Raw genomic sequence first — 18,773 nt, forward strand, 5'->3', positions numbered from 1 at the left:
AAAAGATTCTCCTATCTATAGTCAAATGGATTTGTTGAAGTGGTGGAAGGAACAAAGGTCACAGCCCAGTTCTCTTCTGCTTTCCACTGGTTGAATTTCTCAATAAACCGAGGAATACATTCCTTTTCGATATTGTGCCCTGGATCGATCCCAATCAACCCATTGGCTTGCATGTCATGGGCGAAATGGTAACTGATATCGCCAGTGATGTACACATCCGCTTGATGGCGTAAGGCATCCGAATAAAACGATTGGCCACTGCCGCCGCAAATGGCGATTCGCTGAATTTTTTCAGGTGCACCAGGAAAGCTGACGAGGCGTAAAGCAGTCAAACCAAAGCGCTCTTTGACACGTTCGACAAACTGATCAAGGGAAAGAGGCTCAGCGAGGTTGCCAACCCGTCCGATTCCATAGGTTTTCGGCAAATTGTCTAAGGCATACAGATCATAAGCTGGCTCTTCGTAAGGATGAGCAGCGATCATTGCCGAAAGCACCTTTTTCTCGATCGTTTCTGGAAAAATGACTTCGGTCTTCGCTTCTTGCACCTGTTCTTCTTTTCCGATCTCACCAATGGCAGGATGTGCCGCTTGCTGTGGCGTAAAGCGACCGGTGCCAATCAAGGAATAGCTGGTATTTTGGTAATTGCCTTGCTGACCAGCACCTGCTTTACCTAATGCCTTTCGTAACGCTGGTGCCGATTCAACAGGGGTAAAAACAGCTAGCTTCTTCATTTTTACTTGATGGGTTTGCTTCAAATACGTGTCGGGTTCAACTTCTAATAGTTCACAAAACCAATCGTTCAAACCATCTTCAATAATATCCATATTGGTGTGGGCGGCGTAAACGGCAATATCATGCTTGACGAGATCCATTAGCATCTTTTGTTGTGGATCATCTGTCAGTAAGCGGTTCAAAGGCCGAAAGATCGGTGGGTGTTTGGCAATGATCAAGTCGATCTTTTTCTCGATGGCTTCTGCAACCACTTCTGGACGTACATCAAGAGTCATCATGACTCGCTCGAGCGGTTTGTTTAATGTGCCAACATGTAGACCAACAGGATCGCCTTCTTCTGCCAACCATAAAGGGCAGTATGCTTCAAAGCGTTTGATAAATTCTTGACCAGAAATCATGCCAACACCTCCTTGATCCATTCGATCTGATCCTTTAATTCATTGATTTTTTCAGCAGGTGGTTCTTTGGCTTTCTCTAACTCTTTAATGACGCGTTGTCGTTGCTTTAATTCATGTTGCCATTTTTTAAGGAAAACTGGATTTTTTTCTTTTAATAAAAAAGGACCAAAAAATAATTGCTGGGACGTATACGTCGTTTTTCCAGTTTCCGCAACGATAATTTCATAGTTTTTGTCGTTTTCTTCTAAAAGTACTTCATGAATGATTATAAAGTTGTTGCTAACGAGCCATTCTCGCAAAGTCCGTTCCCCAACATTCGGTTGTAAGACCAAGCGTTTGACTCCCGCTAAGCGATTTTTCCGGCTACCTTCTTCTAAAATCGAACGTATCAGTGTGCCGCCCATTCCAGCAATGACAACGGTGTCGATGTTGTCTTCAGGTTGAATCGCGTCCAGTCCATCTGCCAAGCGAACCACGATTTTATCAGCTAACCCGTTCTTACGCACTTGTTTGCTGGCAGAATCATAAGGTCCTTGAACAACTTCTCCAGCTACAGCATAAGAGATTTTGTTCTGCAGCATCAATGCAACAGGCAAGTAAGCATGGTCGGAACCGATGTCGGCGAAACGTGCTTGGTCGGGAATTTGTGCGCCCACACAAGCCAAACGATCCGATAATGCATGTTCGTTCATATTGTCACTCCTTCTCTCGTAGTATATCACGCTTTCCAAAAATAGAAAAAAATGTGCGTCTTGACTGTGGTGCCATTGCCAAGGCGCACATTGCATTAATCTTCCACTAATTCAACCTTTTGGATCGAGTTGCCCGGAATTTGCGGCGGGATCGACATCGTCATGATCGGTATGCCTTGCAACGTCACCTGGACGGTAGCACCTTCCGTCAATTCCTCCAGATCTCCTGAATAAGCCTCGACTGGGACATGTAGGATGACCCCATCATTTTGAAAACTTTGGACGACTTGATCGTCATCTTCCACTGCCGCCACCTCTTTCAAAAAGAGTGAAAAGGTATCATCCGATCCTGCTATCGCATCTTCTTGGATAACACCAGTAAAAATTGCGGCTGTTTCCGTTTCTGATGTACTATTTGATACGGAACTGGTCTGCTCGCTAGTTTCAGAAGTTCCAGTCTCCCCATTTGCAGCGCTGTTTCCCTGATTGCCGCAAGCTGTTAAAAGCAGCATTGCTGCAAAGGATAATCCTATTATTACCTGTTTTGTCATCATCTTCTTCCTCCAGTAATAGTCAGTTATTGGCCATCATTTCGTCGGTTTTTACCAGTCATTTGAATTTCTTGTGTCAAATAACGGATACGTTCCATAATGCGCTTGGCTTTTAATGGTTCGGATTCACCTCGTTGCGTCACCGAAAGATGCTGTTCTAACTCATGCATAGTAAAATTCGAAGTGAAAAAGGTCGGCAGTTGTTCTTGCATGCGGTATTGCAATATGACACCGAAGACTTCGTCGCGAATCCAGCTGCTCATCGCATCAGCACCGATATCATCCATCATCAAAATTGGGGCTTTTTTCACTGCATTCAGCTTGTCCCCCACTTGATCTTTGCCGATTGCTTGTTTCATCTCTACCGCAAATGTTGGAAAGTGGACAAGTGTCGTTGTATACCCCGCCTCTGCTAAATCTCTGGCGATTGCTCCAAGCAGGTAAGTCTTGCCAATCCCAAAACTTCCTACAAAGTAAAGGCCTTTATGAAATTCTTGCGGATTCGCTGTCAACTCACTAATAAAATCAACGGCGGCTGCGATAGCCTCCATTCGTCCAGGCGTTTGCTGATAATCTGCAAAGCTCGCTTCTTGAATATCTTTAGGCATATCCATCGCTTTGATGCGACTGCGGATCTCTTCTTGTTTCTGGTAAGCCAGTAACTCTTGGGTTGGCACATAGGTGACATCAATAAAATGAAAATTTAACGCTAAGCGTGGTTCATAGCCCGGTGCGATCATGGAAGGATCATTGATGCGGAATTTCCGCTTTTCTTGAACGAACTCATACAGTTTCGCATAGCTTTTTTGAATATCCGCTTCGGTCAATGCTTCTTCATTTTCGGCAATAAACGCTTTGACATCAGGATCTTGCAAAACTTCTGCCATCATTGATGAAAACTGATCACGGTAATTGCGTTTATCCAATAATTTCCCTAAGTTTTTTCCAACATCTTCCATTACTTGTCACCAGCTTTCTTATGCAAGTAGTTTTGCAGTTTTTTATCTAATTCTGCTTGTCGTTCTGGCGTTAATGCTGTCTCTTCCACTGGTTTTTCAGCCCAAGAAGGCAGCTTTTCTTCGCGAATGATTTTTTTGCCGCTTGTTTGTGGTCGGCTGCGTTTTTCCTTGGCACTTCGAACAAGGCTCCGAACATGCTTGATCGCATCTTCTGCCGTACCGATTTTTAATTCTGACCACTGGGCGGCAATATTATTTACATAATTTCCGGATAAAGCGGCATTGTTTTGGACTACTAAAACGTAATGAACCAGAACATTGATCACACTATTCGGCAATGGTGATCGTTCGACAAGGCTTTTGATCAACCATTGTTCTGAATCGGTCATAAAACTGTTTTTCTCCGCTTTGATCGCCTTTAGAAAAGCGATCGGTGCATTGTTCTCACTTTCTTGAATCAATAATACATCATTTTCTGAAAAACCATTCTGTTTTAAGGTATTGAAGCGGCGCAACTGACTTTCCGCTTGAGGATCTTCTCTTGTCGATGTTTTCGTGAAGGTCTGCCGCGATTTTTTCATGATCGCTTGTTCCAACTTCTTCTGATCGACCTCTCCTGTTGTCAAAGAAACATTGTCCGCCATCAAATCCAACAATTCCAACACATCATAGCCGTATAAGGAATGATATAGAACTAACTTTTGTCGAAAACTCGGCGTGAAATTAGCGGCACGGATATACCGACGTTGCGCTTCATATAAAAGAAAGTCCCAATCCAATTGCTTTTCGTCAAGCACCAAGTTTGCATTGGATTCTTGAAAAGAATTACTGACTGCCTGTAACGTTTCTTCATGAGAGGCGAAACGAGCGGTATTTAACCCATAGGCGGCTGAGAAGGATTGAGTCACTTCCTGATAATCGGTCAAGGAACACTGCTTTGGCTGATACAGCTTGACCAGCTGATTAAATTTACGCTCTCCGACTCTTTCCAACAACAGATAGGCATACAATTCATCTTGAAAAAACGCTGCTGGATGGACCGGTTCTTGCAACCAATACAGATAGGAGGATCCGTTTTGCAAATCTGCTTTTTCATATGATTTCAGCAAGCCGATACCTTCTAGGTTTTGCTTGGCTTTTATGAAGCGAGGCATTCCGACATTCATGGCATTCAAGATATCTAGATGCACGGTCGTCATCGACTCCTCGCCAGAAATGCTTTGGGCTTGGACATCGCTTGCTAGTGTCAAATACAACGCTAAAGCATCACTTTCAATAATTGGTTGATACAAATAAATGAGGGCGTCTTTCCCTTCCGTTGTAAGTGGACGGCTTTTGAACACTTTGTACGATTGATTCGGTAAACTATTGCCCACTTGTTGTCCCCCTCTATTCTTGTGGTTCTTTCGCTTTTTCGACGATGTCTTGTAGTTCTTTTAAGAAAACTGACATGTCTTTAAACTGGCGGTATACACTGGCAAAACGGATATAAGCGATCTCGTCTAAATCAACTAGATCTTCCATCACATACTCACCAATTTGTGTCGTAGATATTTCATTTTCACCAAGAGCACGGACACGACTTTCCACATGATCGACGATTGTTTCCATCTGATCCATTGTCACTGGTCGTTTTTCAGCAGAACGAATCAAGCCCCGTAAAATTTTTTCTCGGTTGAATTCTTCACGGGCACCATTTTTTTTAATGACAAGTAGGGGTGCCTCTTCGATACGTTCAAATGTTGTAAAGCGATAGCCGCAATTTTCGCACTCACGACGACGGCGAATCACACGTCCATCATCGGCTTGTCGACTATCAACTACCCTCGAATTGTTATGATGACATTTTGGACATTGCATAGTTCCACCTCATTTTCTCTCTTATGCGCTTACGTTTTCACGTAAAGTCATCGGTTTCTATGATTAATTATAACATGAAATCCATTGGTACAATAGCCAAAGTGGTTTATTCTGTTCATTTAATACAAAATTTAAATAATGCTATAACTGTTGTTTTTTTCAATGAGAAAAAACGGCAGAAAGATTTCTGCCGTTTCATTTCGTTATTTATCTTTCATTTGCAGCAAAGAAACAAAATCATGCAAATTTGCTGGCTGTTCCAACTGCTGATTGCACCTTTGGCTATCACGGCAAATATAATTCCCGCGTTTCGTATATGTTCCATCGCCGTTGCTCTTGGTCAAAGAAAGAAACATCGACACATTTCCTTCATGCTGGCACAAGGGACAGATCCCTTTTTTGACCTCGGTTGACACATGACCGTGAAGTCCTGTAAATCCCTGCTCAGTGGCTATGATCATAAACTTGCTTTGACTACCGATATCATCCCAAGCAAGATAAGTGGTCTCTTTTAAATCAACGGAAGCAAAATCAGGTATTTTCAGTTTTTTTACCTTCCGAAACATTTTTTCAATTTGTTTTGTTGTCGGCACCTGAAAGGGTCGGACGTACTCTTTGAGTTCTGTTAACAGCTCATTGCTGCGACTGATCGTCATCCCCTGTTGAAAGAAAGCAGCTAAAATTTCACGTGGTGCTGTTTCTTCTTCAGGAAAAAACTTTTCTATGGCGTCTTTGGTCATCGTTTCAACCGTTTTGATCGTTCGAGGATCATTCACCGATTGATAGGTTCGAACTAATTGGTATACTTGATGTTTAATTGAATGAAATTGGTAAGGTTCGATCATAAAAAAGCCTTCTTTCTAATTTTCCGTTTCCTATTGCGGCTGTTCTACTTTCTTGACAGTCGTACACAATGCATAAATAAGCATTTGATGACCACCTCCCAATTTCTTTGCTTCTCTCTATGCGATCTTAATGGATTATAATGAGATGTTGAGCAATTGTCAACTGAGTAGTAGTCTCTTGACTCTTCATCCACTCTGGTTAACAAAAAAATGCCTCGTCTAGAAGACGAAGGCATCCGTGTTCAGTTATAATTTATCTTCAATTCCAGTATAATGCTTCAGCTGGTCTGCATCTCGACGATCGGCAGAAGAAATTTTATTGGCATCAGGATTTTCAGCTCGCAACAATTCTTCACTGCTGACATTTTCTGGGGTAGTTCGATCATTGCGGGCATCGCGCTCGTCATTTTGATCTTCTAATTCATTGACTCTTTTTTGATCGTGCTCTTTCTTGATCTGACCTTCGTGTGCTTGTTCTTTCCCAGAATGGGCAAGTTCTTCATTATTGGTCCACTCACCGATTTTTTCTTTAGCCTTGCCAACGATCACATCTTTTTCGTCTTTAAAAGTACCCATAGTTATCATCCCTCCTGTATAGTTTCATCATAACAAGCATTCTGAATTCTGACAAAAGATATGAATGCGATACCAACCAACCAGCGAAATTTGGACTGATGTGTTATAATAGTAGGTATTATTTTCTGAATATTCTTATAAATGGAGGTGAAGAACCTGATTAGGTTCGATTATCGATGACAGTCCTTGATTTTCAACAGGTTTCAATCATTCGCAACCAAAAATTTTTATTAGAAACCATCAATTGGCAAGTGGAAAAAAATGAGCATTGGGCGGTTTTAGGCCTGAATGGCGCGGGGAAAAGTTTACTTTTGCAGCTGATTACAGGAACTTTATGGCCTTCTTCTGGTCACCGAACAGTCCTAGGTGAACGATACGGCAAAACGTCTGTCCCGGATCTTCAACGGCGCATCGGTTGGGTTAGTTCCGCTTTAAAAAATAAGTTTTATGGACGAGACCGGGCTGAAGAGATCGTTCTATCCGGGCTTTATTCCAGTATTGGTCTTTATGAATCTTATGATGAAAACCAACTGGACCAAGCAAAAGCACTTTTGGCTGACTTGAGGCTGACTCATCTGATCCATCGTTCCTATCACGTCCTTTCTCAAGGAGAAAAACAATTTGTCATGATCGCACGGGCCATGATGGCACAACCAGAGATCCTGATTTTGGACGAACCTTGTACGGGCCTTGATCTATTTGCGCGAGAAGAACTGCTAACCCGTCTGGAGGCTTTTTCACAACTGCCGAATACGCCGACTCTTCTTTACGTTACTCATCATACAGAAGAGCTACTACCGATTTTCACTCATTTGCTGATGTTAAAAAACGGCAAAGTCCACGCCGCTGGTCAACGAGAGACGATTTTTACTGAGGAGGTTCTCACCTCTTTTTATGATCAGCCGATCGTTCTTCACCCCTTTTCCAGCAATCGCGTGATCGTGACCCCAAAATAAATCAGGGCTGGTACTTTGATATTTAACCATTCATAAACGATCGTCTTACTTTCCAAACCAAACAGTTTCCGACATGTTTCAGCGCCAGTTGTTTTTGGAAATGATAGGGCTAGGTTTGCTATTGAAAGATAAAATAGCAGGTTCCCTTTAGTGAAAGGGAACCTGCTGCTTTACCTATTTATTTATAGATGCGAGCCAATCATCGATCTGCTGATTGAGTTGGGCGATCGTTCCTTGATTATCAAAGACAATATCGGCCCGTTGTTTCTTTTTCTCAATTGAAAGCTGACTGTCGATTCGTTGTTGCGCGTCTTGCTCATTCAATTGATTACGTGCCATCAACCGCTCTTTTTGAATCGCTTCTGGCACATAAACGACTGCGGTTTGATCCATGTATTGGTCGTAGTCGGCTTCATAAAGCAAAGGAATGTCAACGATCAACAAGGGCACTTCCTGTTTTTTTTCTTCGATCTGAGACAAAATCTCTTGTCGAATAAAAGGAGATAACGTCTGATTCAGCATGCGGCGTTTTTCTGGATCGTTAAAAATCAAAGCACCGAGGGTTTGTCGATCTAGGTGCCCATCATCTGTCAAAATCTGCGGACCAAAGGCTTGCGTCACCGCCTGCAAGCCCTCCGTATTCGGTTCAACGACTTCTCTTGCGATGATATCGGCATCAATAATCGGTAAACCCAGTGATCGAAAATGCGCGACTGCAGTACTTTTTCCAGTAGCGATTCCCCCAGTGACGCCTAAAACAAAACTCATTTGTTGGACCTCACATGCAGTTTTTGACACTGAGGACAAAAATGCGTCCCCCGTTGGGCAACTTTGATCTTGACGATTGGTGTGCCACATCGGCCACAAGGATTGCCTGTCTGGCCATAGACATTTAATGACATTTGGAATTTTCCTGCTTCTCCTAGTGCATTGAGATAGGTCCGAATGGTAGTTCCGCCTGCTTCAACAGCTCGCTCTAAGACATCGATGATTGCTTCATGCAGCACATCTACTTCAGTTGGCATTAATGAATCCGCTGGTTGCTCTGGATGGATTTTTGCTTGCCACAGCGCCTCATCTACATAAATATTGCCCAAACCAGTAACGAGCTTTTGGTCAAGCAATAACGGTTTGATGGCTTTTTTCGAACGCTTCAATCCTTGTTCAAATGCTTCTAATAAAAACAATTCAGGCTTAGGTTCAGGACCTAATTGCATGATCCCTTTATAGGCTGCGCTTTGGTCTTTATCCACTAAGGTCATACGACCAAATTTTCTTACATCATGGTAATTTAACTGACTGCCATCTGTAAAATGGAAAATGACATGTGTATGTTTATCGACAATCGGGTCTGACTCAAAATACTCGTACTTGCCTTCCATTCGTAGATGAGAGATCAGATCATAATCTGTCAATTTAAAAATCAAAAATTTTCCACGTCGTTCAAATTTTTCAAAACGTTGCCCTTTCAAAAGTGTCGAAAAGATCGGTACTTCAGGACTTTCGATGATTCGCGGCCAAAGGATCTCAACCGATTCGATCGTTTTATTTAAAACAAGTTTTTCAAGTCCTTTGCGGACCGTTTCAACTTCTGGTAATTCCGGCACCTCTGTTCACCTCATTTATTTTGCATCGTACCATGTTTTGCCCCAATTGCTGTCTGTCAGTAAAGGGACATGCAATGCAACGGCTTGCTCCATCACTTCTTTCACCAAAGCGTCAAGACGAGGCAATTCAGATTCAGGTACTTCAAAGACTAGTTCATCGTGTACTTGCAGCAGCATCGTTGCTGCTAATTTTTCTTCTTTCAAACGTTTCGCCAAATCGATCATAGCAATCTTTAAGATATCCGCCGCACTGCCTTGAATCGGTGTATTGATGGCGGTTCTTTCAGCAAAAGTCCGAATATTGAAATTGCGCGAATTGATATCAGGTAGGTAACGACGGCGATGATACAAGGTTTCAACGTACCCTTTGTCCTTCGCCTCACGAACCACATCCTCCATATACGTTTTCACACCAGGATATTTTTCAAAATACGTATCAATGTATTGTTGGGCGGCTTTTCTGGTGATTCCTAGATTCTGGGATAAGCCATAATCGGAAATCCCATAAACGATACCGAAGTTGACCGCTTTGGCTTGACGACGCATATTTGGTGTCACATCTTCTGCTTTTTCGATACCAAAGACTCGCATCGCTGTGCTTGAATGGATATCTTGACCTTCGATAAAGGCTTCTTTCAAATGGGTATCATCTGAAATATGTGCCAACACCCGTAATTCGATTTGAGAGTAGTCAGAAGAATAGATCACCCAATCAGCTTCTCGTGGCACAAAGGCTTCGCGGATCTTTCGACCTTCTTCTAAACGAATCGGAATGTTTTGTAAGTTTGGATCGACAGAACTTAAACGACCAGTTTGGGTCAAGGTTTGTACATATCGCGTATGGACTTTGCCATCTCCTTGGATCACTTTTAATAAGCCTTCTACATAGGTTGATTGGATCTTAGCGATTTGACGATAAGTCAAAATGTCTTCAACGATTGGTGCTTGCTCTTTTAGTTGTTCTAACACATCGACTGCTGTCGAATAGCCAGTTTTGGTTTTTTTGATAACTGGTAAGCCCATTTTTTCAAATAAAATCACACCCAGTTGTTTCGGCGAGTTTAAGTTGAAGGTTTCTCCAGCTTCGGCGTAGATTTTTTCTTCAATTTCATGCAACCGTTGTGCAAATTCGCCCTTCATCTGATGCAAGCGAGACGCATCAACTTTGATACCGGTAATCTCCATCTCAGCTAAAATCATTGATAAAGGCAATTCCATTTCTTCAAAGAGCGCTGTTTGATTCTTCGCTGCCAATTCTTCCGTAAGTTTTGGGGTTAGGTTTGTAATCGCCGCTACTTTACGGGCTAAATGAGCAAAGAAGTCTTCCTCATCCGCCGGCAGCCCTTTTTTCGCTCCTTTTCCATAAATCGCTTCATCCGATTGGATCGCATCATAGCCATAGTGAGCGGCAACACCTGCGATGTCATTATTCGTATCATTCGTGTCTAAAAGATAAGCTGCCAATAAAACATCAAAAGCGATTCCTTTTGGTGCTGTCGTGTACCGGTTTAACGCCACGTACGTGCGTTTGGCATCATAGACGAATTTTTTACGTTTCTCGTCTTTTAACCAATCGGTAAAGGCTGGACTTTCAAACAATTCTTCACGATTGCTGACATAAATTTTTTCTTGATTGCCCCAAGCAACACCGACAATGTCTTCCAAATGATAGTTATCCCCCATCATCTCGACATACAATGCTGTGTCTCCCTGGAACATATCTTCCGTTACTTCTTCAACGACCGAAAACAAAATGTCTTCCATCTCAACTGGTTCAGCTGTAATTTGCAGCTTATCTAAGAAGCTATTAAAGTTCATTTCTTGGTAGAATGGCACCAATTTCTCTAAATCTTTGCCTTCATATTTCAGTTTGTCGACATCGACCTCAATGGGCGCATCCACATCGATGGTTGCTAACTGTTTTGAAAGAAAGGCGATCTCACGGTCATTGATCAAGTTTTCTTTCATCTTGCTTTTTTTCATTTCATCGATGTGTTCATAGATTCCCTCAACGGAGCCATATTCCTTTAAAAGCTTAATGGCTGTCTTCTCACCAATTTTGGTGACGCCGGGAATATTATCGGAAGCATCGCCAGCTAGTCCTTTCATGTCGATGATTTGTAAGGGTGTTAGGCCGTCATATTTTTCAGCCACATGAGCGGGCGTATAACTTTCAATTTCGCTAACGCCTTTGACCGTAATGTCAACTTTCACGTGCTCCGTTGCCAGCTGGGTCAAATCGCGATCGCCAGATAAAACGACGACATCAAATAGCTCTTTATCGACTTTATTTGCCAATGTGCCAATGATATCATCGGCTTCATAGTTATCTAATTCGTAGTATTGAACACCTAACGCGTTGATCAATTCGCGAATGTAAGGCATTTGTTCTTTAAATTCCCCAGGGGTTTTTGAACGCCCACCTTTATAATCTTCATACATCGCTGTCCTGAAGGTGGTTTTTCCAGCATCAAAAGCCACTAAAACATGTGTTGGCTGTTCTTTTGCCATCACATTTTCAAACATAGTATGAAACGCATAGATGGCATTTGTGTGCAGCCCGTTGGCATTTTTAAACCGTTCTAATGAATTATGCAACGCAAAAAACGCGCGAAAAGCCACACTATTCCCATCAACGAGTAGTAATTTATTTTTTGGCATTTGATTACTCCTTTTCTCAAAAAGTTCCTCTTTATTCTATCAAAGAACGGGCACAAAAGCGATGAATTGCTTTGTTTTCTCTCTCATTTTATACAAAAAAAAAGGCGAGTTTCCTCGCACTTTTTTTAGTTGTTTTTTCCAAAGATACGCAATAACGCAAGGAATAAGTTGATAAAATCTAAATACAGTTGTAGTGCCATGAAAACGGCCACTCCTGTATTTGCGCCACCATTCGTTGCGAAGTATACATTGCGGATTTGTTGATTGTCATAAGCGGTGATCCCCATAAAGACAAAGACGGTCACGATCGATAAGAAAAAGTCAACCGGTTGACTGCGTAAAATAAATACATTCAAGAGCGTCGAGATGATGATCCCGATCAACAGACCATAGCCGATACGACCAACCACACTTAGATCACGTTTGGTCATGATCCCAAATGCTGACATGACACCAAAAGTGACGGCTGCTGAAACAAATGCTCCCACGATCGATCCAAAGTCATAGATCATCAATGTCACAGACAAGGTCAATCCATTCAAGAGCGAATAGACTAAAAAGCCAGCAACGGTAAAGGACGGATTTTTCTGCGCCTTCACCCCTAATACAATAACTAGAATGATCTGTAAGATCCAAAGACCGGTAAATCCTAGCGGAAAATTGTCGATAAATTGCAGGGTTTGCGCTTTGAAGACTTCCCCAAAAATATAGGCTGAAATCGCACTGATCGCAAGCCCAACGCCGAAGAATAAATACACTTTTGAATAAAAGCGATTTAAGCCTTGGGCTTGGACGGTTTCATTGTTTAAATTATTCATCTTGTTGTTCCTCCTCATTTACTGCTACTGCTTTTGGCGGCTGGACCATGACCACAGCATCTAAAATACGATGATCTTCTGTGTTGATCGCTTCAACCGAAATAGTTACCACGTCTTTCATTTTATCCACTTTGATCACTTCGAATTCAAAGGTCAATGTTTCATAATGATATACAGGTTCAATAAAGTTCACCGAAAAATTGACTACATGAGAGCCAGGACCAGGCAAATGTTTCGATACGGCACTGGTGATGATCCCCATCAACATGATGGATGGGACGATTGGACGCTGATACTCAGTATTTTGCGTGTAGTCATGTTGAATATACAAAGGGTTTGCATCATTAGTAAGTCCTAAATATAACAACAGTTGATTGTCTTCGATCGATTCTGTTAAGGATAACGAATCGCCTTCCTCGATATCTTCAATACTTTTCCCTATTTTTCGCGGTTTTCCTATATTCAAAATTTAATTCCTCCAAAAAGAATAGTTTCATCTGAGTATATTCTATCAGATGCCGACAAAAGTGCAAGTTCGCGGTGCTGCTTTTGCAAAAACTTCAGATGTAAAAAACTCTTGCAGCAAACACGCCACAAGAGTCTTTGATTACAATACGTTACGAGTTGTATTGCTTAGTAGTTTTTCATAGGCTGTTTCAAATTTTTGCACATCTCCTGCTCCCATGAAAATCACGACAGCATTTTGATGATCTAGTAGCGGAGAAACGTTCTCTTCTTTGATCACAGTTCCGCCTCTTTGAATTTTATTGCCCAGATCTTCAATCTTAACATCCCCTCGAGATTCACGGGCAGATCCAAAAATGTCACATAGATACACATGGTCTGCAAGATCTAACGCTTCCGCAAATTCATCCATTAAAGCGATCGTACGGGTAAAGGTATGAGGTTGGAAGACAGCAATAATCTCTTTATCCGGATATTTTTGACGAGCGCCATCAATCGTTGCTTTGATTTCTGCAGGATGATGGGCGTAGTCGTCTACGATCGTCATATCCGCTACGATTTTTTCGCTGAAGCGACGTTTCACTCCAGGGAATGAGAGCATCTCAGCGGCAACTTCTTTCATGTCCAATCCTTCTTTGTAAGCCACAGCGATCACACTGAGTGCGTTGTTGATGTTGTGTTGACCAAACGCTGGCAAGACAAAATGGCCAATATTTTCACCATGGATAAAGACGTCGAACTCTGAACCTTGGGTGGTGCGTTCAATGTTTTTTGCTTGAACATCGTCGTTATCGTTGACGCCGTAATAGTAGATCGGGACATCTGCTTCAAGTTTACGCAGGTACTCGTCATCACCAAAAGCAAAAATGCCTTTTTTTACTTGACTTGCCATCGATTGAAAGGCTGAGAAGACATCGTCAATCGAGTGGAAATAGTCCGGATGATCAAAATCGATGTTGGTCATAATTGCATAGTCCGGTGAATAAGCTAAGAAATGACGGCGGTATTCACAAGCTTCAAACGAGAAGAATTCCGCATCGGGCTCTCCATGACCGGTACCATCGCCAATCAAGAAACTTGTTGGCCGGATGCCGCTTAAAACATGAGAAAGCAATCCTGTCGTACTGGTTTTTCCGTGAGAACCAGTCACAGCAATACTCGTATAGGGCTGAATGAATTGGCCAATAAAGTCATGATAACGAGTGACTTCTAAACCAAGTTCTTTGGCCCGTATGATTTCTTCGTGGGTGTCAGGGAAAGCATTCCCTTGGATAATGACCATTTCTGGTTGAATGTTTGCTTTATCGAAAGGCAACAATTTGATTGCTGCTTTTTCTAGATCACGTTGAGTGAAGAAATATTCTTCCACATCAGAGCCTTGTACTTGGTAGCCTTTTTCGTGCAGAATCAAAGCCAATGAACTCATACCGGAACCTTTGATTCCAACAAAATGATGTATTTTGTTTTGATTTTCCATTATTATAATCCTCTTTTCTCAAATCCGCGTCGTAAAAAAACGCGTGTATTGACAAATATCAGGTTGTCACACGACCTACATTATCATACAAAATGAAAAAAATAGCAACGAGTTTTATTTTTCGACTTGACTTTTCTCATCATTTCCTATTTCTAGCAAACGTCCACGACATTTTCCACAAACATATTTTTTGATATCCACACGCCGCTGCCGCCGAATCTCGCAGCCGCAATTTTGACATCGATAGCGATGTTTAGCTGTCCTTTTGGCAGGAGGTGCATACCGCAGGCCTCCCGTTTTTGCCAGCAATGCTTTAAAAGCAGGATCTTGGTGACGATGACCAAGACCTGCTAAATGCAAATGATAGTGACATAATTCATGCTTGATAATGCCGATAAAAACCTCCATCCCGTGTTCAGTAAGCATCACTGGATTGAAATCCAAGTGGTGATCACTTAGATGGTAACGGCCACCGGTTGTTTTTAAGCGAGAATTAAATACCGCTCGATGCGTAAATGGTTTATTGAAAACAGACAGCGAAAGCTCTTCCACCAAACGCTGCAATTCTTGTTGGGTCATTTAGCATTTCCTGGATCGACCATTGTTAAACTGATACGGCCTTTTTTGACATCTACTTGCTCGATCCAAACGGTTACGACGTCACCAACGGAAACAACGTCTTTCGGATGTTTTACAAACGAACGGCTCAGCTTCGACAAATGAACCAGTCCATCTTGTTTGACACCGATATCGACGAAAGCACCAAAGTCGATCACATTTCGAACCGTTCCTTTCAGTTCCATTCCAGGTTTTAGATCTTCCATACTCAACACATCTTTACGCAATAATGGGGCTGGCATTTCATCTCGCATATCGCGTCCAGGCTGCATTAATGCCTTTAAGATATCCGTGATGGTTTCTTTCCCGACTGACAATTTTGCAGAAAGCTCTGCTGGGCGCAGTTGGGCAAGCTTCGCTTTATTTTCTTCCATTTGTTCTTTCCCTAGTTTCGCTAAAGAAATGCCGGCGATCGCCAAAATTTCTTTAGCAGTGTCATAACTTTCTGGATGGATCCCGGTATTATCCAAAATGACTTTTCCGCCAGGAATCCGCATAAAACCGATCGCCTGTTCATAGGCCTTTGGCCCTAAGCGAGGGACTTTTTTTAGTTGATTGCGCTGCGTAAATACCCCGTTTTCTTCTCGATAGGTCACGATATTTTGGGCAGTCGTTTTATTTAAGCCAGCCACATGCTGTAAAAGTGCCGCACTTGCGGTGTTGACATCAACGCCTACTTGGTTGACGACCGTTTCCACGACAAAATCCAATTGTTCGGCTAAGCGCTTTTGCGAAACGTCATGCTGGTATTGCCCGACGCCCACCGATTGTGGATCGATTTTGACTAATTCTGCCAAGGGATCTTGGAGACGGCGACCAATACTGATGGCACTGCGTTCTTCCACTTGCAGATCAGGGAATTCTTGCCGGGCGATCGGACTGGCCGAATAAACAGAAGCGCCTGCCTCATTCACGATCACATAATATACTTCTTGATCGATCAATTTTAATTGTTCAGCGACGAATTGCTCTGACTCTCGACTCGCCGTTCCATTACCGATTGCGACCATTTCAACTTTATAGGTTTGCAATAAGCGACGAAACGCTGGTCCAGCCGCTTCTCGTTTGTTCATCGGCGCCGGTTTATGGGGATAGATCACTTCGATCGCTAGTACTTTTCCTGTCTCATCAACGACGGCCAATTTACAGCCCGTTCGATACGCTGGATCAAAACCTAAAACGACTTTGCCCTTCAATGGCGGCTGCAGCAACAGATTGCGAAGATTTTCTCCAAAAATCGCAATTGCTTGTTCGTCGGCTTTTTCTGTCAACTCATTGCGGATCTCTCGTTCGATCGCTGGTAAGATAAAACGTTTCAAGGCGTCAGCAGCAGCAGTTTGGACAAAACTGGCTGCGGGTGAATCACTATTCGTGATCAATTTCCGACGTAGGTACTCCATGATTTTTTCTTCATCTGCCACAAGCGTTACCTTCAAAATGTCTTCTTTTACTCCACGATTGGTGGCTAAAACCCGGTGGGAAACCATCTTATTGATAGGATGTTGGAAATCGTAATACATTTCATAAACGCCTTTTTCATCTTTTTCAGCATTTTTGACCGTGCTCTTATACAGTCCTTTGTTAGAATAATAGCTCCGAATCCAACTTCGAAATTCTGCAGTATCACCAACGCCTTCTGCAATGATCTCATGGGCGCCAGCCAAGACATCTTCTACAGTAGGAACAGCATCACTCATAAATTCGGTCGCTTTTTCTTGTACGTCACCTATTTTTGAGAAGCTTAACAGCCACTGAGCAAATGGTTCCAAGCCATTTTCTTTGGCGATCGTCGCTTTGGTGCGTCGTTTTTGTTTATAAGGACGATACAGGTCTTCGACGGCCTGCATTTTTGTCGCAGCTAAAATCGCCTGTGATAGTTCAGGCGTTAGCTTTTCTTGTTCTTCTATCAAGCGCAAAACTTCTTGCTTGCGTTTCTCTAGGTTTTCTAAGTACTGATACCGCTCTTCGATTTCTCGAATCTGAACTTCGTCAAGTCCATTCGTCATTTCTTTACGGTAGCGGGCAATAAACGGAACGGTATTTCCTTCTTGCAATAATTGTAACACCGTACTGATTTGTTTTTGGGTAAAAGAGGTTAGTTCTTGTTTCACTAAATCAAGTACCTCTTGATTCATTTCTGCCATTCGTTCTCACCTTTCCTTTGTTGCTTTTGCTATTTTAACATAAAAAAGACAGCCATTGAGCGAACAAGATTGCACGAAAGGAACATTGCTTCGGGGCTCTTGTAATGGCTGCTTTTCTCTTTTTAGAAAAGACTTTTAAAAGTCTGGTTGCCAAGGTCCTGCTAAATTTTGGTATTCGATGTCTTGAACGATCCCTTTCTCATCAAAAATCACGCCATGCACCGATCCACCAAATACTGCCCCGCCATCGATGCCGATTTTGTCATCTTGTTGCCAAAGATCCGTCGTCTGCATATCTCCATGCAGCATTGGCGTGATGGTATGACCAAAAACGATCGTTTTTCCTGTACGGTTTTTTCCTTTATGAAATGGCTCGCGAATCCAGATAAAATCGTGGTCGGCGGTCTTCCGCCAATCTTTTTTACTTAAATCCACGCCCGCATGGACAAAAAGATACTTTCCCCACTCGTAATAAAGTGGTCGCTCCATTAAAAACTCTATTAAGTCTCCATACCTACTTCGGATCATTAAGGCGATTTCCGTCGGCGAATACTCCTCAGTGGCGCCTGTATGCAAAAGACTTTCAAGCGTTTCTTTGCCACCATTGCGTACGTAGGCGGCGAACCAATCCTCAGGGGCATTTAGAAATTGCAGAAAATACTCTTCGTGATTGCCACGTAAATAAATCGCTTGATGTTCTTCGACTAATTTCTTTCCAAGCAATAAACACTCTTTGGACTTTGATCCTCGGTCATTTAGATCACCAATCAAAAGCAACTGATGGATTTTAGGATCATATTCCGTAAGAAGCCTTTTAAAAAGATCGGCCATTCCATGAATATCACTGATTGCATAAAGATATTTTTGCATTGTCATTCCCTCCTTAAAGGCATTTGATTCTTTTATTATCAATTCTAGTCCTTTAGTTGCAAAATGTCTTGCATTAAAATCAAAAAACAATCATTCGTCTTGAACGGTTCGACAGCATAGAGTCGGGTTCATAAAGACGAATGATTGATTACGATCGGTAAAACCTATTTTCCTGAAACAGCAAAATAATTGCCATCCGGATCGGCAAAATTGAAAACCAGCTGTTCTTCCATCTGAATCAATTCGCCGACTTCTGCTTCCATCTCTAAAAGTTTTTTATAGAGAGCTGTAATATCCTCAGCAAAAAACATGATCGATGGGGAATTTAATGCGACTTCAGGTGAGTGCGTTTCGATGAACTCACGGTCATATAAGACAAAATGAACCTCTGCCTCTTTTGAAGGAGCGATTTCGACGACGGATGTTCCATCGATCGTTTGCTGTTCAATGATCACAAAGCCTAATTCTTGCCAAAATTCGACAGCTTTCGTCACATCATCAACGTAGAGCATCACTTGCATTTGGTTGGAAAACAATGGAAATC

19 protein-coding genes are annotated in these 18,773 nt (G+C 42.3%); 1 reads left to right on the forward strand and 18 read right to left on the reverse strand.

The genetic code is table 11. The annotated features are described in order from the left end of the window. Positions 1–11: 11 nt before the first annotated feature. The 8 genes from CXM95_RS09415 to CXM95_RS09450 all read right to left on the reverse strand — a co-directional run bounded on the left by CXM95_RS09415 (position 12) and on the right by CXM95_RS09450 (position 6,613). The gene (locus CXM95_RS09415) at positions 12–1,130 is read right to left on the reverse strand and encodes a Nif3-like dinuclear metal center hexameric protein (RefSeq protein ID WP_303393850.1); all 1,119 of its coding nucleotides are present in this window, start codon (positions 1,128–1,130) and stop codon (positions 12–14) included. Then, positions 1,127–1,822, reverse strand: coding sequence for a tRNA (adenine(22)-N(1))-methyltransferase (locus tag CXM95_RS09420; protein WP_034872664.1), 696 nt, complete (start codon positions 1,820–1,822; stop codon positions 1,127–1,129). Before CXM95_RS09420 ends, CXM95_RS09415 begins: the two co-directional genes overlap by 4 nt. Positions 1,823–1,917: 95 nt before the next feature. After that, a complete protein-coding gene (locus CXM95_RS09425; RefSeq protein WP_016620078.1) occupies positions 1,918–2,376 on the reverse strand; it encodes a hypothetical protein in 459 nt (152 codons plus the stop codon). Positions 2,377–2,399: 23 nt separating this feature from the next. Beyond that, complete coding sequence (dnaI, locus tag CXM95_RS09430; RefSeq protein ID WP_086299412.1) at positions 2,400–3,332, reverse strand: primosomal protein DnaI; 933 nt, start codon at positions 3,330–3,332, stop codon at positions 2,400–2,402. Then, positions 3,332–4,708, reverse strand: coding sequence for a replication initiation and membrane attachment family protein (locus CXM95_RS09435; protein ID WP_101699057.1), 1,377 nt, complete (start codon positions 4,706–4,708; stop codon positions 3,332–3,334). The genes dnaI and CXM95_RS09435 overlap by 1 nt, the downstream gene beginning before the upstream one ends. Before the next feature lie 13 nt (positions 4,709–4,721). Beyond that, positions 4,722–5,192, reverse strand: coding sequence for a transcriptional regulator NrdR (gene nrdR, locus CXM95_RS09440; RefSeq protein WP_005226004.1), 471 nt, complete (start codon positions 5,190–5,192; stop codon positions 4,722–4,724). 203 nt (positions 5,193–5,395) lie between these two features. After that, the gene (locus CXM95_RS09445; protein WP_086299410.1) at positions 5,396–6,037 is read right to left on the reverse strand and encodes a FusB/FusC family EF-G-binding protein; all 642 of its coding nucleotides are present in this window, start codon (positions 6,035–6,037) and stop codon (positions 5,396–5,398) included. 246 nt (positions 6,038–6,283) lie between these two features. After that, the gene (locus CXM95_RS09450; protein ID WP_008380072.1) at positions 6,284–6,613 is read right to left on the reverse strand and encodes a hypothetical protein; all 330 of its coding nucleotides are present in this window, start codon (positions 6,611–6,613) and stop codon (positions 6,284–6,286) included. A 176-nt stretch (positions 6,614–6,789) separates the two neighbouring features. On the opposite strand from CXM95_RS09450, the gene CXM95_RS09455 reads away from it, so the two are divergent. Beyond that, the gene (locus CXM95_RS09455; RefSeq protein ID WP_086299409.1) at positions 6,790–7,569 is read left to right on the forward strand and encodes an ABC transporter ATP-binding protein; all 780 of its coding nucleotides are present in this window, start codon (positions 6,790–6,792) and stop codon (positions 7,567–7,569) included. Positions 7,570–7,743: 174 nt separating this feature from the next. Here the strand turns inward: CXM95_RS09455 and coaE are convergent, their stop codons facing one another. From coaE to CXM95_RS09510, 10 genes are all read right to left on the reverse strand, one after another. Then, positions 7,744–8,337 (reverse strand): dephospho-CoA kinase, encoded by a 594-nt coding sequence (coaE, locus tag CXM95_RS09460; RefSeq protein ID WP_086299408.1) that lies wholly within the window; start codon positions 8,335–8,337, stop codon positions 7,744–7,746. Beyond that, positions 8,334–9,176, reverse strand: coding sequence for a DNA-formamidopyrimidine glycosylase (gene mutM / locus CXM95_RS09465; protein WP_008380077.1), 843 nt, complete (start codon positions 9,174–9,176; stop codon positions 8,334–8,336). The genes coaE and mutM overlap by 4 nt, the downstream gene beginning before the upstream one ends. Before the next feature lie 15 nt (positions 9,177–9,191). After that, a complete protein-coding gene (gene polA / locus CXM95_RS09470) occupies positions 9,192–11,837 on the reverse strand; it encodes a DNA polymerase I (protein WP_086299407.1) in 2,646 nt (881 codons plus the stop codon). Positions 11,838–11,962: 125 nt separating this feature from the next. Then, positions 11,963–12,655, reverse strand: coding sequence for a Bax inhibitor-1/YccA family protein (locus CXM95_RS09475; protein ID WP_086299406.1), 693 nt, complete (start codon positions 12,653–12,655; stop codon positions 11,963–11,965). Beyond that, positions 12,648–13,121: a MaoC family dehydratase gene (locus CXM95_RS09480; RefSeq protein ID WP_005235769.1), complete on the reverse strand. Its 474-nt coding sequence runs from the start codon at positions 13,119–13,121 to the stop codon at positions 12,648–12,650. The genes CXM95_RS09475 and CXM95_RS09480 overlap by 8 nt, the downstream gene beginning before the upstream one ends. Positions 13,122–13,262: 141 nt before the next feature. Then, positions 13,263–14,597, reverse strand: coding sequence for a UDP-N-acetylmuramate--L-alanine ligase (gene murC, locus CXM95_RS09485; RefSeq protein WP_005235767.1), 1,335 nt, complete (start codon positions 14,595–14,597; stop codon positions 13,263–13,265). A 114-nt stretch (positions 14,598–14,711) separates the two neighbouring features. After that, positions 14,712–15,176, reverse strand: coding sequence for a SprT family protein (locus tag CXM95_RS09490; protein WP_008380085.1), 465 nt, complete (start codon positions 15,174–15,176; stop codon positions 14,712–14,714). Beyond that, positions 15,173–17,359: a Tex family protein gene (locus CXM95_RS09495; RefSeq protein WP_101699058.1), complete on the reverse strand. Its 2,187-nt coding sequence runs from the start codon at positions 17,357–17,359 to the stop codon at positions 15,173–15,175. Before CXM95_RS09495 ends, CXM95_RS09490 begins: the two co-directional genes overlap by 4 nt. 135 nt (positions 17,360–17,494) lie before the next feature. Then, the gene (locus tag CXM95_RS09505; protein WP_101699059.1) at positions 17,495–18,229 is read right to left on the reverse strand and encodes a metallophosphoesterase family protein; all 735 of its coding nucleotides are present in this window, start codon (positions 18,227–18,229) and stop codon (positions 17,495–17,497) included. Positions 18,230–18,393: 164 nt separating this feature from the next. Further along, entirely contained in the window at positions 18,394–18,765 is a 372-nt protein-coding gene (locus CXM95_RS09510) for a VOC family protein (RefSeq protein WP_005235761.1), read from the reverse strand. Between the last annotated feature and the right edge of the window lie 8 nt (positions 18,766–18,773).

The organism is Enterococcus sp. CR-Ec1 (assembly GCF_002850555.1).
Taxonomy (GTDB): Bacteria; Bacillota; Bacilli; order Lactobacillales; family Enterococcaceae; genus Enterococcus_D; species Enterococcus_D entomosocium.

Coding starts and splice junctions, on each gene's coding strand:
- CXM95_RS09415 (WP_303393850.1), bottom strand. CDS start 1,130: ATGATTTCTGGTCAAGAATTTATCAAACGCTTTGAAGCATACTGCCCT.
- CXM95_RS09420 (WP_034872664.1), bottom strand. CDS start 1,822: ATGAACGAACATGCATTATCGGATCGTTTGGCTTGTGTGGGCGCACAA.
- CXM95_RS09425 (WP_016620078.1), bottom strand. CDS start 2,376: ATGATGACAAAACAGGTAATAATAGGATTATCCTTTGCAGCAATGCTG.
- dnaI (WP_086299412.1), bottom strand. CDS start 3,332: ATGGAAGATGTTGGAAAAAACTTAGGGAAATTATTGGATAAACGCAAT.
- nrdR (WP_005226004.1), bottom strand. CDS start 5,192: ATGCAATGTCCAAAATGTCATCATAACAATTCGAGGGTAGTTGATAGT.
- CXM95_RS09445 (WP_086299410.1), bottom strand. CDS start 6,037: ATGATCGAACCTTACCAATTTCATTCAATTAAACATCAAGTATACCAA.
- CXM95_RS09450 (WP_008380072.1), bottom strand. CDS start 6,613: ATGGGTACTTTTAAAGACGAAAAAGATGTGATCGTTGGCAAGGCTAAA.
- CXM95_RS09455 (WP_086299409.1), top strand. CDS start 6,790: ATGACAGTCCTTGATTTTCAACAGGTTTCAATCATTCGCAACCAAAAA.
- coaE (WP_086299408.1), bottom strand. CDS start 8,337: ATGAGTTTTGTTTTAGGCGTCACTGGGGGAATCGCTACTGGAAAAAGT.
- polA (WP_086299407.1), bottom strand. CDS start 11,837: ATGCCAAAAAATAAATTACTACTCGTTGATGGGAATAGTGTGGCTTTT.
- CXM95_RS09475 (WP_086299406.1), bottom strand. CDS start 12,655: ATGAATAATTTAAACAATGAAACCGTCCAAGCCCAAGGCTTAAATCGC.
- murC (WP_005235767.1), bottom strand. CDS start 14,597: ATGGAAAATCAAAACAAAATACATCATTTTGTTGGAATCAAAGGTTCC.
- CXM95_RS09490 (WP_008380085.1), bottom strand. CDS start 15,176: ATGACCCAACAAGAATTGCAGCGTTTGGTGGAAGAGCTTTCGCTGTCT.
- CXM95_RS09495 (WP_101699058.1), bottom strand. CDS start 17,359: ATGGCAGAAATGAATCAAGAGGTACTTGATTTAGTGAAACAAGAACTA.
- CXM95_RS09505 (WP_101699059.1), bottom strand. CDS start 18,229: ATGCAAAAATATCTTTATGCAATCAGTGATATTCATGGAATGGCCGAT.